A 17,040-nucleotide genomic window follows, 5' to 3' on the forward strand; every position below is an offset into this window, starting at 1 on the left:
AGCATCTTTTTGCACATTTCAATTTTCTTCATAACAATTCGAAAATCCATTCGTTAAACTTGTGTTATTAACAGTTGTTAATTACTTCTGTTGATAAGCATAGATAGTATTTATAATTTAGTACCGACCCAATTTGAAACCGATGCAACCATTACAATACTGCAGTTATATGCTGTTAATAGATTTGTAAAGTTCATTACCATTGAGAAAAGATATACACTAATGAAAAAAAAATACCTACTGATTCCGCTTTTAATGGCAGGAAGTTTTAGCAGTTATGCGCAGGTAAGCGCTGTGCAAAACCTCAACAAAAACTATCAAACAGGTTTAGAACTATTATATAATGAGAAATACACCGCCGCATCGCAGCAATTTAAGCTGGTAGAGCAAGTACGTGTAAAGCCTTCATCTCAATCTGAAAGTAATGCTGAATTAACCTTGCTTAAAGAAAATGCTAAATTTTATGCAGCTGTTTGTGCATTAGAACTAACCAATAGTGATGCAGAGAGTTTATTTCAATCTTTTATTCGTGATTACCCGCTAAATCCAAACACCAAACTCGCTTATTTCTATGTTGGAAAAACTTATTTCAACCAAAAAAATTACGAAAAAGCATTAGAGTGGTTTGAAAAGACCGATCCTTCTACCCTTTCGGCCAAGCAAAGAAACGAATATCAGTTTAAGCAAGGTTATGCTTATTTTCAACTAAAAGATTACGAAAAGGCAGAGCCACTTTTCGAAAAAGTAAAAAAAGAAGAAGGTGAATTTCAGGAAAGCGCAACCTATTACTTTGCTTACATAAACTACCTGAACAAAGAATACAAAACGGCGCTTGCCAATTTCGAGAAACTTAAAGGTTCTCCAACTTATGAGGCGAGTTACCCGTATTACATAACATCTATGTATTACTTGGATGAACGCTATGATGATGTAATTAGCTATGCAATACCTGCTATGCAAAAAACTAAACAACAGTTTGAACCTGAAATGTTAAGTTTGGTTGCGGCATCGTACTTTGCAAAATCTGAGTTTAAAAATGCAGAGAAATATTTTGCTGATTTTTATTCAAAAGATAAAAATGAAACTAAAAATAACCTTTTCATCTACCAATACGGCTATTCATTATTCCAGAATAAGAAGTACAAAGAATCTGTTGCAGTTTTAGAGAAATTAAACAGCGATGATGTTTACCTACAAAATGGTATGCATACTTTGGGCAAGGCTTTTATTCAATTAAATAACAAAGAAAAAGCGCAAAGTGCATTTTTTAGAGCTTCGCGTTTAGATTTTGACAAAATTATTCAGGAAGAATCATGGTTAAATTACGCAAAGCTTAGCTACGAATTAAACTTTCATCAACAAGCTCTGGAGGCTACACAAGGCTTTTTAAAGCAATTTCCAAAATCAAGAAAAATTAATGAAGCCAAAACATTATTAGGTGAGGTTTTATTAACAACAAAAAACTACCAGGCCGCAGTTGATATTTTAGAGCCTATTCCTGATAAAAATTTAGAAGCAAAAGAAGCTTATCAAAAAGTAACATACTTCCGTGGATTAGAATTTTATAACGAAAGAGCTTTCCCTAATGCATTATCAATGTTTTTGCGCTCAGAAAAATTCCCAGAGGATAATGAGATTAACGCTCTAAACACATACTGGAAAGCTGAATCGATGTATGAACTACGTAAATTTGGCGAGGCAGTTTCTACTTTCGAGAAGTTTTTGAAAATGCCTGATGCTGACAAAACAGGCGTTTACAATTTTGCAAACTATGCATTAGCTTATGCTGCATTTGAAGATGAAAAATACAGCAAATCTGCCACTTATTTTGAACGTTTTTTAGCTGGTAACGATAAAGACCAAAAAACAATTGATGATGCAACGATTCGTTTAGCCGATTCATATTTCGTGAATAAAAGCTATGGCGATGCAATGAACAACTACAATAAAATCATCAGCAGAAAAACCAGTGCAGAAGATTATGCACTTTTTCAAAAAGGTATGATTCAAGGTTTGGAAAATCAGTACGATACCAAAATTGCAACCATGCAGGCTTTATTAAAGCAATTTCCTAATTCTAATTATGCAGATGATGCTGGCTTCGAAACCGCTTACACATATTTTAATAAAGGCGATTTTGATAAATCTAAATCGGATTTGGTAGAATTGGTTGCAAAATATCCACGCAGCAGCTATGTGCCAAAAGCATTGGTAACCATTGGTTTGGTTCAATATAATCAAGATCAGGATGATGCGGCTTTAGAATCTTTCAAAAAAGTAATTCGCGATTATCCAAGTGCTGATGAAGCTAAGCAAGCAATGGAATCTATCAAAAATATTTATGTAGATAAAGGCGATGCAAATGGATTTATTTCTTATGCAGGCACAACTCCATTAGGAAATTACTCAAATAGCGAACAAGATAATATTGTTTTCGCGGCAGCAAATAACTTGTATTTAAAAGGCGATGCTAATGGTGCTTTTCAAGCAATTAATGCCTATTTCGATAAATTCCCGAAACCAATCCATGATAAGGAAGGGAAATTTATCAGAGCAGAATCTTTAGTAAAAATGGGCAGACCTGAAGATGCTATTAAGGATTATGAATTTATTTTAAATGACTGGACAAGCGACTATACAGAGAGATCGTTATTAAGTATTTCTAAGTTGTATCTGGATCAGAAAAAATACAATGAGGCAATCGTTTACTTAAAAAGATTAGAAACTACAACAGATTATAAAGCGCATTATTCTTACGCAATTAACAATTTATTAAAAGCTTACACCGCTTTAAATGCGCCTGATGATATGCTTAAATATGCGCAGTTAACCAAAGAATCTGAAAAAGCATCTGAAGAAGAAAAAAATAGCTCAGGTTTATTTGCTGGTAAAGCTTATTTATTAAAAGGCGATACCACTACAGCCGTTAAAGAATTTAAAAATGTTGTGGCAAGTACCAAAACCATCGCGGCAGCAGAAGCAAAATACAACCTTGCATTTTTAGAATATACAAAAGGTGATTATAAAACTTCGAGCAAAACATGTTTCGATTTGATAAACAATATGGCTTCTTATGACTATTGGGTTGCCAAAGCTTTCATTCTTTTATCAGATAATTACGTTGCATTAAAAGATAATTTACAGGCAAAAAGTACGCTATTGAGTATCATCGATAATTACGATAATAAAAACGATGATATCATTCCAACAGCAAAGCAAAAATTAGAAAAAATAACTCCGAAGAAATAAAATTATGAAGTCGATTAAATATATATACAGCTCACTATTTTTTCTTTCTGCGGGATTAATGACAGTTCAGGCCCAGGAAAAAAAGCAAGAAGAGAAAGCAACGGTTAGCGAAGAAATTGAAGTTGTTCGCCCGTACAAGCCGATTTTGGCTGAAGCCGTAAAATTAAGACGTAGCCCAAATTTGGATGATGTAAAAACATATAAAGCCAGATTAAATTACAGTGTTACCGATAGAAAATTAGAAATCAATAGTGACATACAAAAGCTTCAGGCACAAGCTTTAGTTGATGAAAAACAAACCGAATTAATAAATAATTACGTTAAAGGCGGTTTTGGTTCGCTTTCTACTTTATTAGGTGAAGTGTACATTAACAATGGCAGAGATGAAGCCCTTCAACTTGGTGGATATTTTAAGCATTTTAGTCAGGAAGGAAAATTAAATAAGCAAAATAGCAGCTCGCAACAATTAAGCCTTTTCGGCAGAAGTATTTTAGAAGAAAATACCGTTAGCGGACGAGTAAATTTAGAACGCAATGGCGTATATTTTTATGGTATAGATGATACTCGCCCATTTTTAAATCCAAACCCCGAAAAACAAGCTTTTACGCTTATTGAAGCTGAAGGCGAACTGGTGAAGAACTATAAAGAATCTGAAACAGATTTCAGCTACACTTTAAAAGCTAATGCATATTTGTTAAATGATAGATTAGAGGCTCAGGAAAGTTATATTACTTTAAACGGATATCTGAATAAAAGAATTAGTTCTTTAAATTTAGGTTTAGCCGCTGCAACAGAGTTTGGCAACACAAAAGATATTTCTACAAATATCGGTAATAACATATTCCGCTTAAATCCTTACATCCGTTTGCAAGTTAAAGGTGCAAAAGTAACTGCCGGTGTTAATTTAGTGCAGGAATTTGGTACAAATAGCCGCTCAAGAATTTTCCCGGCGGTAACAGCAGATTTTACTTTAATTCCAGATTATTTACAGGTTTTTGGAGAAGTTAAAGGCGATGTAAACCGCAATTCGCTAAAAAGTTTTTCTGATGAAAATCCATGGTTAAATACGAATGTGAATATTAAAAATACAGTAGAAAAATTAAGCCTAAGTGCGGGTGTAAAAGGCACAGGCGGACCTGGATTTGGTTATAAAGCCCGTTTCTACATTAAACAATTAGAAGATATGCCTTTGTTCGTTAATAACTTTGGTGAGTTTAATAAATTTGATGTGATTTATGATTTCGGAACGGCCAAAATTACCGGCTTAGAAGGTGAAATTTCTGTTCAAGTGAGTGATGCACTAAAGTGGACAGGTAAATTAAATGTTGATGATTACAAACCTGCCCAAGAAACTTACAGTTGGTTTAAACCAGGTTTAAAAGTAAGCTCAAACTTAGTTTATAATTACAATAAAAAATTAAGTTTTAATGCAGGTGTTGTAATTCAGGATGATGTAAAAGCAAAAATAAATATTCAACAACCGGTTGCTCCGGCAGCATATTTAATGCCAAACCCATCTATCGAATCTATTGTTACAGTTAAGGGTTTTGTAGATTTAGGCATTGGTGCAGATTACCGCATTAACAAAAAATTTGCAGTTTTTGCAAAAGCTAACAACTTGCTAAATACTAACTACAGCAGATATTTATATTATCAGGTAAACGGTTTTAATATTTTTGGAGGCTTAAGCTATTCTTTCTAATGCATTAATTATATTATGCTGATTTAGAATAAAACGCTAATTTTACCCGAATGGACATCTTATTATACCTTTCAGAACTCCTCAGGCAACAAAACTCAATCGGCATAACCGGTTTAGGTACTTTCTATAAAAAGAAATTTGCTGGCAGATACGATAAGGAAAAACAATCTTTTCTTCCTCCGGGATACACTTTAGAGTTTAATAAAGAAGTAAAAGATGAAGCGCTACTTGTTAATTATATTGCAGAGAAAAGAAATATATCAAAGGATAGTGCGGCATATTACGTTTCAAAATTTGTAGAAGAAACGAATACGAAATTAGAGGAAGAACATGAAGCTGAACTTGAAAATATTGGAAGATTATATTTTACGGAACATGAAGGTTTAAGTTTTGAACCTTCAGAAAATGTGGTATTGGGTTCTGAATATTTTGGATTGCCAAAAGTTAAAGAAACTCAACCATCTGAAGATAATATTTTAAAGAATGATCAAGTTTCTATTGAAAATTTAGAAACTGAAGTTGAAGATATAAATGAGGATGATAAGGTATATGATGAAATCGCAGAAGCGCCAACGCATCATAAAGAGGAAATAAAAACTGTACATCCATCACCAGAAATTGAAAATATTGAGCTTGATGAAGTTAAGGACGATTTAAAAAATACTTTATCACATAGTAAAAGCATTGAAGAAGTTGAAGTTCCTGAATTTATAAAAGAGCAACACGAAGAGCATCCTAATCGTTTTGGACATCAGCCAGAATCTGAAGTGCCTAAAACCTTTATAAATTTAGAAGAACCAGAAACGATAGCTGATGAAGAACATATAATCGAAGCGCCTGAATTTATTAAAGAACAGCATGCAGAGCATCCGAATCGCTTTGGCCACGACCCAATGATTGAAAATGTTATTGCTGAAGAAGAAAAATCTATATGGCCAAGTATATGGATTGGATTAATTGTTTTAGTAATTGCAGTAGGGATTATTTACTTTGCTAAGCCAGAATGGTTTGGTTCACAAAAAGGTGCAATTGCAGATTCAACTGCAGTTAAACCCGATACAACTGAAAAAATTATTGCTGTAGACAGTAGCCAATTAAAACAAGATTCTGTAGCAAAAACTGACAGTATTTTAAAAGCAAATCAGGTTGAAAATTTAATTGATTCTGCAAAAAAAACGCAGACTATTGGAATTAAACCTCCATCGGCAGTAAAAAAGGAAATAACAACTGTTGTTAATAATTCGGCAAGTGCAACATTTGATGTAATTGCGGCTTCTTTCCAATCAGAAAGTAAGGCGAAGCTTTTTATAAAACAAATGGAGCGATATGGCTTAAATGCTAAAATTGCCAATTTACCCGGGAAGTTAAAAAAGGTGAGCATTGCATCATTTAAAACTGAAGCAGAAGCACGTACTCAAAGACCTTTACTTGCGAAAAAAATAAAAATTAAAGAACTAGACATAATTCAAGTAAACAACACACCATAAAATGATAACTTTATTAATTCAGGATACCACACAAGCATTACAAGACACAGCAAACGCGGTTAACCAGGCTTTAACACAACCCGCTGAAGAGCTACACTTTATTGATTTATTGTTTAAAGGCGGATGGGTAATGATTCCATTGGCATTTTTAGCTTTTTTGGCTTTGGTTATATTTGTTGAGCGTTATTTAACTATTAAAAAAGCAACTAAAGATGAATCAAATTTAATGGTTCAAATCAGACAATACATTCAATCTGGTAATTTAGATGGTGCGATGGCTTTGTTAAGAAATAACAATTCTCCCCTATCTCGTATGTTACAAAAAGGATTAAGGAGAATTGGTCGCCCGATAAAAGATATTGAAGGTGCTATTGAAAATGTTGGAAAACTTGAGGTTTCTAAACTTGAAAAAAACATCAGCATTTTAGGTATTGTTGCAGGTATTGCACCAATGCTTGGTTTCGTAGGTACAATTGTTGGGGTAATTACAATTTTTCACCAGGTATCTATTAAGGGAGCAATTGAAATTGGAACAATTTCTGGTGGTTTATATACAAAGATGATTACTTCGGCTACCGGATTAATTATTGGTATTATCGCTTATGTATTATACCACATCTTAAATATTATGGTTGAAAAAATTATCCTTAAAATGGAAACTGATGCCATCGATTTTATTGATTTATTAGAAGAACCAGGTAAATAATGAATTTAAGAAAAAGAACAAGAGGCTCGGTAGAAGTTCATACATCGGCATTAAACGATATTATGTTTTTCCTGATGCTGTTTTTTCTACTGGCATCGGCTGTAGTAAATCCGCAGGTTGTTAAATTATTACTTCCACAATCTTCTAGCGGACAACAATCTACAGCTAAGAAAGCTGTAACGGTAAGCATAGACGAAAAGTTTAATTATTTCGTTGATAAAAAAGCTGTGCCTGCTGAAGGTTTGCAAGCATCTATCGAGGCTTACCAAAAGGCTGCACCAGATATGACTATCATTTTATATGTAGCTAAAAACGTTCCGGCAGAAAATATAATGGTTGCTTATGATGTAGCCAATAAATTGCGATTAAAGCTTGTATTAGCGGTAGAGCCTAAAAAATAATGAATACCACAGAAGAAAATAATTATCCAAAAGCCATTGCCATTTCTACAGGAATTATGGCTGTTTTGCTTGCAATTAGCTTTTTAATTGTGATAAATTCTTTTGAACCGCCTGAAGAGTTTGGGATGGGTGGCATGGTTGTAAATTATGGTACTGCAGCCGAAGGCATGGGCGATGATTACACGAGTATCGAAGAGCCTTCTGCAGACCCGAACGCTAATAACAAAGCACCGGATAAGGTTATGCCCGAAGAAAAAGTAACAGAGAATACAGCTGTTGAAACCGGCGATAAGGAAATTCAGACGCAAAACACCGAAGATGCCATTAGTGTAAATACTAAGCCTACTAAAACAGCTGCCAAAACACCGACAACTGCAACAGAAGAAAAGCCTAGTAAACCAACAATAAACCAGAATGCATTGTATAAAGGCAAGAAAAGCACTGGCCAGGGCGGCGGCGATGGTACAGGTAGCACACCTGGTAATCAAGGTTCTGTTAATGGAGATCCATTAGCAAATAATTATGGCGAAGGAGGCTCAGGTTATGGAAATACCCCGATTCCATTAAGGCGTTTTTCCAATTTGGTTACACCGAAAGACGATGGTCAAACCAGAGGAAAAATCGTTATAAGAATTAGTTTCAATAAATCTGGTAACATTACCAGTGCAAGGCAAGAATTAAAAGGCTCTACAATTACTGATACCGAATTAGTTAATAAATGTATACAGGCAATTATGAGTTCTAGTTTAAGCAAATCTGATATCGGAAATGAAAGTCAAACTGGTGTAGTTGTATTTAACTTCAAAGTAAATTAAAATATCAATTTAAACTAAATTAGCTGATGGTCTGTTATCCCAGAGCATTTTTAAATTATAATATTTAATTCCATGGTCTGTGTCTCACAGACCATTTTTCATATATAATCTTTAAACAATTACATGTATCTCTAATAACATTTATAAATTATAATATTAAATCCATGGTCTGTGTCTCACAGACCATTTTTCATATATAATCTTTTCATAATAAAATTAGTCAGCCTATATTTGATGTTAATTATGAACTACCAGCAAACGCTTGATTTTTTATACAGCAAACTCCCGATGTTTACCAGAGTTGGTGCATCAGCATTTAAAAAAGATTTAACAAACACGCTGGTATTGTGTGAAGCTATTGGCAATCCTCAACGTAAGTTTAAAAGCCTGCACATTGCAGGTACAAATGGCAAAGGCTCAACATCACACATGTTAGCTTCAATTTTACAAGCGCAAGGTTACAAAACCGGACTTTATACCTCTCCTCACCTAAAAGATTTTCGTGAACGCATTCGCATCAATGGAAAAATGATGGGCAAAGCAGATGTAAAAAATTTTGTTCAACGTAATAAAAAGTTAATAGAGGAAGTTGAACCCTCATTTTTTGAAGTTACAGTAGCAATGGCTTTTGAATATTTTGCTAAACATGAAGTAGATATTGCAGTTATAGAAGTTGGTTTAGGCGGGCGATTAGATTCTACAAACATTATCACACCAGAAATTTCTGTAATTACAAACATCAGCCTCGACCATACCAATATGCTTGGTAACACGCTAACTGAAATAGCTGGCGAAAAGGCAGGTATTATTAAAAAAAGTACTCCTGTAGTTATTGGTGAATCTCAGTTAGAATCTAAACCTGTTTTTATCCGCAAAGCGAAAGTTGAAAATGCTCCAATACATTTTGCTGACCAAACCCTTCAAACAGAAAATATTGAAATTAAAAACAACAAGCTTTCTTTAAATATTTTAAACCAAAACAAAATCAAATACAAAAATTTACAATGCGATTTGACTGGTCTTTATCAACCCAAAAATATTTTGGCTGTTATTAAAACTATCGAAGTTTTAAATGAAAATACTAACTTCAATATAGATGATAAAGCGCTTTACAATGGACTGAAAAATGTTAAAAAATACACCCAATTGCAAGGAAGGTGGCAAACTTTAAGCAAAAATCCTTTAGTAATTTGCGATACTGGCCACAACGAAGCCGGCATAACTGAAGTTATCAAAAATATCGATAATACGCCATACCAAAAACTGCATATTGTTTTCGGCATGGTTAAAGATAAAGACATAACAAAGGTTTTATCGCTTATGCCATGTAATGCCACCTATTATTTTTGCAAACCTGATATAGAAAGAGGCTTAGATTCAGTAGAACTTAAACAGCAAGCTCATACTTTTAATTTGATTGGAAATGGCTACAATTCAGTTATCGAGGCTAAAAATGCAGCCATTTCAGCAGCAAAAGAGAATGATTTGGTATTTATAGGCGGTAGCACGTTTGTAGTTGCCGAAGCGATATAAAAACTTTACAAAAACTTCAAAAGCGCTTCATATTAAAATACTTACTTTTAGCCTTTAAACTAATATATAATGAAGAAAATTTCGTGCTTATTTCTTTCCCTATCGTTACTCTCTCAAACTTTTGCATCCGCCCAAACAAAAAAAACGCCAGCCAGTGCAGCCAAAGCCTATCCAGCTGAAGTTGCAAGACCAAAATTAGTTGTTGGTTTAGTGGTTGATCAGATGCGTTGGGATTATCTTTACCGATTTTACAACAGGTACTCAAACGGTGGTTTTAAAAGATTAATAAATGAAGGTTTTTCTGTAGAAAACACATTAATCCCGTATACACCAACTTATACAGCGGTTGGCCATACAACAATTTACACGGGTTCAGTTCCGGCGGTTCATGGTATTATTGGCAACGATTGGTACGATGCTGAAACGAAGAAAAATGTTTATTGTACTGAAGATTCTACCGTTGTAACCGTTGGGAGCACGCCATCTTCAGAAGGTAATATGTCGCCAAAAAACATGCTTACCACAACCATTACTGATGAATTACGCTTAGCAACAAATTTCAAAGGAAAGGTTATTGGTATCTCATTAAAAGACAGAGGTTCTATTCTGCCGGCTGGTCATGCAGCTAACGCAGCTTATTGGTACCAAGGCAGCACAGGCAACTGGATTACGAGTAGTTATTATATGAAAGAAGTTCCGATGTGGATTGCTGATTACAATAAAATGAAGCTTGCAAATAAATTCTATGCTAAAAATTGGGAAACATTATATCCAATCAACACCTATACAAGCAGCACAGCTGATGAAAAAAATTACGAAGGTAAAAACAGTACCTTCCCTCACCTTTTAACTCAAAATATTGATAAAAATTTCGATGCGATAAGAAGTACACCATACGGTAACACCATTACCTTGGATTTAGCTAAGCTTGCAATTTTATCAGAAGATTTAGGACAAGACAATGTTACAGATTTCCTGGCAGTTAGTTGTTCATCAACAGATTACATTGGCCATGCTTACGGACCAAATTCGGTAGAACTTGAAGATACCTATTTACGTTTAGACAAAGATTTTGAGGATTTTTTCAACTACTTAGATAAAAAAGTAGGTAAAGGAAACTATACTATATTTTTAAGTGCAGACCATGCTGTTGCTCACGTACCAGGTTTTATGAAAGAAAATAAACTTCCGGCGGGCATTGTAAGTGATAGAGATATTGTGTTCAAATTAAATGCATTCTTAAACGAAAAATTTAAAGTAAATAATGTGGTTCTAAAATCAATGAACAACCAAATTCATTTTGACCACGATAAAACAGACAATTTAAACATCAGTTTTGATGTAATTAAGGCAGCTTCTATAGAATTTTTGAAAAGATTAGATGGCTTTGCAAACGTAGTTGATGTATCTAGAGTTTCTTTGGCCACAATCCCAGAAGTACAGAAAAGAATGATTACCAACGGCTATAATGCCCGCCGAAGCGGAGATTTATATTACATTTTAAATCCTAATTGGTTTAACGGAAGCAGTACCGGTACTACTCACGGTAACTGGAATCCTTATGATGCACATATTCCATTAGTATTTATGGGTTGGGGTATTAAGCCCGGCGCAACCAATAAAACTCATTATATGACAGATATTGCGCCAACACTGGCAGCGCTATTGCACATTCAAATGCCAAATGGTACGGTTGGAGAACCAATAACAGAAATCACAAACAAATAAAATTGAGCCACCATACTAGGTGGCTTTTTTATTTATAATGAGTATCAATTCTATTAATAAAATAACCACGTAATAAGTAATTCTTACATTTGCATACACCAGATATAATTTGAGAGATTGAGTTCTTCTCTAAACACTGCAATATGCAACAAGTAGAAATATATAAGCCTAAAAATAAAATCCGATTCGTAACAGCCGCCTCACTTTTTGATGGTCATGATGCAACCATAAACATCATGCGTAGAATTCTACAATCGTCAGGTGCAGAAGTTATTCATTTAGGACATAATCGTTCTGTAGATGAGGTGGTAAACTGTGCCATCCAGGAAGATGTTCAGGGAATCGCCATGACTTCTTATCAAGGCGGTCATATTGAGTACTTTAAATACATGTTCGATTTACTTCAGGAACGCGGTTCAGGGCATATCAAAATATTTGCAGGTGGCGGTGGCGTAATCCTTCCTTCAGAAATAGAAGAACTGGAGGCTTACGGTATTTCTAAAATTTATTCTCCTGATGATGGCAGAAGAATGGGTTTACAGGGAATGATTAATGATATGTTGCAAAAAACCGATTTTGTAACTAAAACAGAAATTAAAGATGAACTGGCTGATATTCAGAATAAAGATATCAAAGCAATTGCTGGTGCAATTACTGTAGCTGAAAACGACCCCGTTGCCGCTCAGAACTTTGTTGATGAACTTAAAAAACTATCTAACAACAATAACGCTCCAATTTTAGGAATCACGGGTACCGGTGGAGCAGGTAAATCATCTTTAGTTGACGAATTAGTACGAAGATTTTTAATTGAGGTACAAGATAAAACCTTAGCCATAATTTCGGTAGATCCTTCAAAAAGGAAAACTGGCGGGGCATTATTGGGTGATAGAATTCGCATGAATGCGATAAATAATCCAAGGGTTTACATGCGTTCATTGGCAACGAGACAGGCAAATTTGGCACTCTCTAAAAATGTTCAGGAAAGCATTGATATTTGCAAAGCCGCTGGTTACGATTTGATTATCGTTGAAACATCAGGCATCGGCCAATCAGATACCGAAATAACCGAACATTGTGATGTTTCACTTTACGTAATGACTCCCGAATTTGGTGCTGCCACGCAATTGGAAAAAATCGATATGCTTGATTTTGCAGATTTGGTTGCAATTAATAAGTTCGATAAACGTGGAGCATTGGATGCACTACGTGATGTACGTAAACAATATAAACGCAACCATAATATTTTCGACGCAAAGGATGAGGAAATTCCTGTATTTGGAACAATGGCATCGCAATTTAACGATCCTGGAATGAACAATTTATTTGTCGCCTTAATGGAGGAAATAAGAGTTAAAACAGGAACCGATTTCCATGCGAAAATGGAGCTTACTTCAGAACAATCTGAAAAAATTTATATCATTCCACCCGATAGAATTCGGTATCTGGCAGAAATTGCAGAATCCAGTCAAACCTACAACGAATGGGTTGATAAGCAAACTAAAATTGCAAGGAAAATGTATCAGTTAAAAGGTGTTATAGATTTAGCTGAAGAAAATAAAAGCCTTGCAATTGGGACTGGCTTAGCTGAAGCTTACACATTTTTTGAAGAGCAATTAGATGGTGAATGTAAAAGATTACTTCGCCAATGGCCAGAAACTAAACGAAGCTATAAAGAAGAATTCTTTATCTACAAAGTACGGGATAAAGAAATTAAGCAACCGCTTTATTACGAATCGCTATCGAAACTGAATATTCCTAAAGTTTCGCTACCACGATATGAAGATTGGGGAGATATACTTAGATGGTTACTTACAGAGAATCTTCCCGGAGAATTTCCTTATGCTGCCGGAGTGTTTCCTCTAAAAAGAGATGGAGAAGACCCAACCAGGATGTTTGCGGGTGAAGGTGGTCCAGAACGAACAAACAAAAGATTTCACTATGTCTCCTTAGGTCAACCAGCGCATAGACTGTCAACAGCCTTTGATTCAGTTACATTATATGGTGAAGATCCGCACATCCGTCCGGATATTTATGGTAAAATTGGAAATTCAGGTGTAAGTATTGCCACGCTAGATGATGCTAAAAAACTTTATTCGGGTTTCGATTTATGCGCTCCATCTACTTCTGTATCGATGACGATAAATGGTCCCGCTCCAATATTATTGGGTTTTTTCATGAATGCAGCCATTGATCAGCAATGTGAAAAGTACATTATCGAAAATGGTTTAGAAGATGAAATTGATAAAAAAATCACTTCTATTTATCAATCTAAAAAAATTGTTAGACCAACTTATAATGGTAAACTTCCCGAAGGCAATAGTGGTTTAGGTTTAATGCTTTTAGGCGTTACCGGCGACCAGGTTTTACCTGCAGATGTTTACTCAAAAATCAGAGCTTATGCCATAAGTTCAGTAAGAGGCACCGTTCAAGCTGATATTTTGAAGGAAGACCAGGCACAAAATACCTGCATTTTCTCAACAGAATTTGCGCTGAGAATGATGGGTGATATTCAGAAATACTTTATCGATGAAAAGGTAAGAAATTTCTATTCGGTCTCAATTTCAGGTTACCATATTGCCGAAGCTGGTGCGAATCCAATTTCTCAGTTGGCCTTCACCCTAAGTAATGGATTTACATTTGTAGAGTATTATTTAAGCAGAGGCATGCATATTGATGATTTTGCACCTAACCTTTCGTTCTTTTTCTCAAATGGAATCGATCCTGAATACGCAGTTATCGGTCGTGTAGCAAGGAGAATTTGGGCTAAAGCAATCAAAAATAAATACAAAGGAAACGAGCGTTCTCAAAAGTTGAAATATCACATTCAAACTTCTGGCCGCTCATTACATGCCCAGGAAATAGACTTTAACGATATCCGTACAACTTTGCAGGCATTATACGCTATATATGATAACTGTAATTCCCTACATACAAATGCTTACGATGAAGCCATTACCACGCCTACTGAGGAATCTGTACGCAGAGCGATGGCCATCCAGCTCATTATTAATAGAGAGTTAGGATTAGCCAAAAATGAAAATCCACTGCAAGGAGCTTTTATCATAGAAGAATTAACAGATTTAGTTGAAGATGCAGTTCTGGCCGAATTCAAAAGAATTAACGATCGTGGAGGCGTTTTAGGCGCAATGGAAACTATGTACCAGCGAGGTAAAATTCAGGAAGAAAGCTTGTACTATGAAACGTTAAAACATTCAGGTGAATATCCCATTGTTGGTGTTAATACATTCCTGAATAAAAATGGCTCTCCAACAATTGTTCCTGGTGAGGTAATCCGAGCTACAGAAGAGGAAAAACAATACCAGATTGAAACCCTTAAATCTTTCCAAAAGAGAAACGAAGAAAGTTCAGATGCTATCCTTAAACAACTTCAGAAAGCAGCAATAGCCGGCGAAAATATATTTGAACACCTTATGGAAGTTTGCAAAATTTGCTCACTCGGACAAATTAGTAACGCTCTCTACGAAGTAGGCGGACAATACAGAAGAAATATGTAAAACAAAAAAAGGCCACGATTAAATCGTGGCCTTTGTTATATCTCAAGTGTTTACCCAGCAATCCAGCTAAACTTATAATCAATAGTCGGATTTTTCATGCGCTCTGCAACGCGTAAAAGCCTTCCAGGTAAATTCATAATGTAATCGCGGGCTTTCTCACCAGCCTCGTCTAAATCACGCATACCTTCAACATTCCAATCAACAATTAATTGCTGCATAATTTCAACATAATCAACAGCAGTATAAACACCTAATCTCTGTGCTGCATCTGTAAAATGTCCAAAAGTTTGACCAATTTTCAAACCTACTTCACGAAGAAAGTGTGCAGGCATTACAATCTTCTTACGCATCATATCTTCAAAAGCTATCATTGCCTCATTAGGGTCAACTTCAAAAATTCGATTCATAAAATCTTTATACGCCTTAGCATGACGAGCTTCATCAGAAGCAATTACACCACACATTTTTGATAGTAAGGTATCACCATCTTTCTTCGCTAAAGATGCAACTCTTCTATGTGAAATATTTGTTGCCAATTCCTGGAAACTGGTGTAAATAAAATTTCTGTAGGGGTCATGTCCCGTTCCAATGTCGAAACCATCAGCAATAAGATATTGGGTCGAAATTTCCATCTGGCGCATATCAACCCTTCCAGAAAGATATAAGTATTTATTTAACAAATCACCATGTCTGTTCTCCTCAGCAGTCCAATGTCTAACCCACTTCATCCAACCACCTTCTTCATCACGACTGTGTCCATCAACCATTGCCAACCAAGATTCATAAGTAGGTAAAGCTTCCTCGGTAATAGTATCGCCGATTAAAACAGCAACTAAATCGTATGAAAGATCCTTAGCATTCTCACGTAAGTTTCTTACATCTTGATAAAAAGTCTCGCTTGTAGAATCAGGTAAGAAATCAGATGGCTGCCAATTTGTATCAATCGGCTTTAAATAACTTCCCATAGATTCCAGCATATATTTTTCAATATGCGTCATTACTTCCCTTCTCTTATCTGCAAAAAAACTCATTATTTATCTTATATATTGTATCCGCAAAGATAACCAAATATTATGGAAACCTTACAATATTAACACAATTGAGCCTAATGAGTTTTAAATATTACTTAAATCCAAATTTAATATATCGAATTAAAATTTTCTAGCACTTTAGCCGTCATAATGCAAATCCAAATAAGTGTATAACGCTATAATGATTTGAAAACGAAAGCTGGTTTTTCATCGGTCCATCCAGCCCTGCTGTTGTTCCAATCTTTTTGATGATTGGCAGCAGAAGTTTTTAAAAAGCCTGTGCACTCAAAAAGGATTTCCACGCCATCAGGTTTAGCTGGCCTGGTCTGCTGCTTCGATGAACAGTTCCAATACCAATAGCAGATTAACAAATTCTTCGACATTAAAACCTTAGCTGTTCTCAGATGCCTTAGATGTCTTAGATGGTAAAATCGTTTGGGTTTATCTACGCAATTCCTGCTAATCCTATTGCAGCAATGAATATAAAGCATCACTCATTTACATAGGCAATCAGTGCTCTTCACTATCAAACTAAGATGCCCTTAGATGCCTTAGATGGTAAAACCATTTGTATTTATCTACGCAATTCCTGCTAATCTGCGGGCGCTATTCCGGCTCTTTTAGTTATAGGGTTACTACTTTGAACTTTAGACTTTGAACTTTCAACTTTGAACTTTAGACTTTGAACTTTCAACTTTCAACTTTAAACTTTGAACTTTGAACTTTAGACTCACAAGTCCCATCGCTGTGCAAAAAAGCTTATAAACAAAGAAAGCCTTGCAACAATTGTTACAAGGCTCTTCTTTTAAGATTTGGCACCGACCTACTCTCCCACGTGTTACCGCAGTACCATTGGCTCTGGTGGGCTTAACT

General features: G+C 35.2%; 11 protein-coding genes. 9 read left to right on the forward strand and 2 right to left on the reverse strand.

Annotation, left to right across the window (positions count from 1 at the left end):
* The first annotated feature begins 222 nt into the window (after positions 1-222).
* From LUA90_RS15715 to LUA90_RS15755, 9 genes are all read left to right on the forward strand, one after another.
* Positions 223-3,249 carry a tetratricopeptide repeat protein gene (locus LUA90_RS15715; protein WP_231491604.1) on the forward strand — a complete coding sequence of 1,009 codons (3,027 nt, stop codon included), beginning with the start codon at positions 223-225 and terminating at the stop codon, positions 3,247-3,249.
* Positions 3,250-3,253: 4 nt separating this feature from the next.
* Entirely contained in the window at positions 3,254-4,951 is a 1,698-nt protein-coding gene (locus tag LUA90_RS15720) for a TonB-dependent receptor (protein WP_231491606.1), read from the forward strand.
* 50 nt (positions 4,952-5,001) lie between these two features.
* Complete coding sequence (locus tag LUA90_RS15725) at positions 5,002-6,438, forward strand: hypothetical protein (RefSeq protein WP_231464877.1); 1,437 nt, start codon at positions 5,002-5,004, stop codon at positions 6,436-6,438.
* Between the two features lies 1 nt (position 6,439).
* A complete protein-coding gene (locus LUA90_RS15730; RefSeq protein WP_231464875.1) occupies positions 6,440-7,144 on the forward strand; it encodes a MotA/TolQ/ExbB proton channel family protein in 705 nt (234 codons plus the stop codon).
* Entirely contained in the window at positions 7,144-7,545 is a 402-nt protein-coding gene (locus LUA90_RS15735; RefSeq protein WP_231464873.1) for a biopolymer transporter ExbD, read from the forward strand. Before LUA90_RS15730 ends, LUA90_RS15735 begins: the two co-directional genes overlap by 1 nt.
* Entirely contained in the window at positions 7,545-8,360 is an 816-nt protein-coding gene (locus tag LUA90_RS15740; protein ID WP_231491608.1) for an energy transducer TonB, read from the forward strand. The genes LUA90_RS15735 and LUA90_RS15740 overlap by 1 nt, the downstream gene beginning before the upstream one ends.
* A gap of 243 nt (positions 8,361-8,603) precedes the next feature.
* Entirely contained in the window at positions 8,604-9,893 is a 1,290-nt protein-coding gene (locus LUA90_RS15745) for a folylpolyglutamate synthase/dihydrofolate synthase family protein (protein WP_231491609.1), read from the forward strand.
* A gap of 69 nt (positions 9,894-9,962) precedes the next feature.
* Complete coding sequence (gene pafA / locus LUA90_RS15750) at positions 9,963-11,621, forward strand: alkaline phosphatase PafA (RefSeq protein WP_231491610.1); 1,659 nt, start codon at positions 9,963-9,965, stop codon at positions 11,619-11,621.
* 143 nt (positions 11,622-11,764) lie between these two features.
* The gene (locus tag LUA90_RS15755) at positions 11,765-15,136 is read left to right on the forward strand and encodes a methylmalonyl-CoA mutase family protein (protein WP_231491611.1); all 3,372 of its coding nucleotides are present in this window, start codon (positions 11,765-11,767) and stop codon (positions 15,134-15,136) included.
* A gap of 50 nt (positions 15,137-15,186) precedes the next feature.
* Here the strand turns inward: LUA90_RS15755 and LUA90_RS15760 are convergent, their stop codons facing one another.
* Together LUA90_RS15760 and LUA90_RS15765 are read right to left on the reverse strand one after the other, a co-directional pair.
* Positions 15,187-16,167, reverse strand: coding sequence for an acyl-ACP desaturase (locus LUA90_RS15760; protein WP_231464864.1), 981 nt, complete (start codon positions 16,165-16,167; stop codon positions 15,187-15,189).
* A 176-nt stretch (positions 16,168-16,343) separates the two neighbouring features.
* Positions 16,344-16,550 (reverse strand): hypothetical protein, encoded by a 207-nt coding sequence (locus tag LUA90_RS15765; RefSeq protein ID WP_231491612.1) that lies wholly within the window; start codon positions 16,548-16,550, stop codon positions 16,344-16,346.
* Between the last annotated feature and the right edge of the window lie 490 nt (positions 16,551-17,040).

Source organism: Pedobacter sp. Leaf170 (genome assembly GCF_920984665.1).
Taxonomy (GTDB): domain Bacteria; phylum Bacteroidota; class Bacteroidia; order Sphingobacteriales; family Sphingobacteriaceae; genus Pedobacter.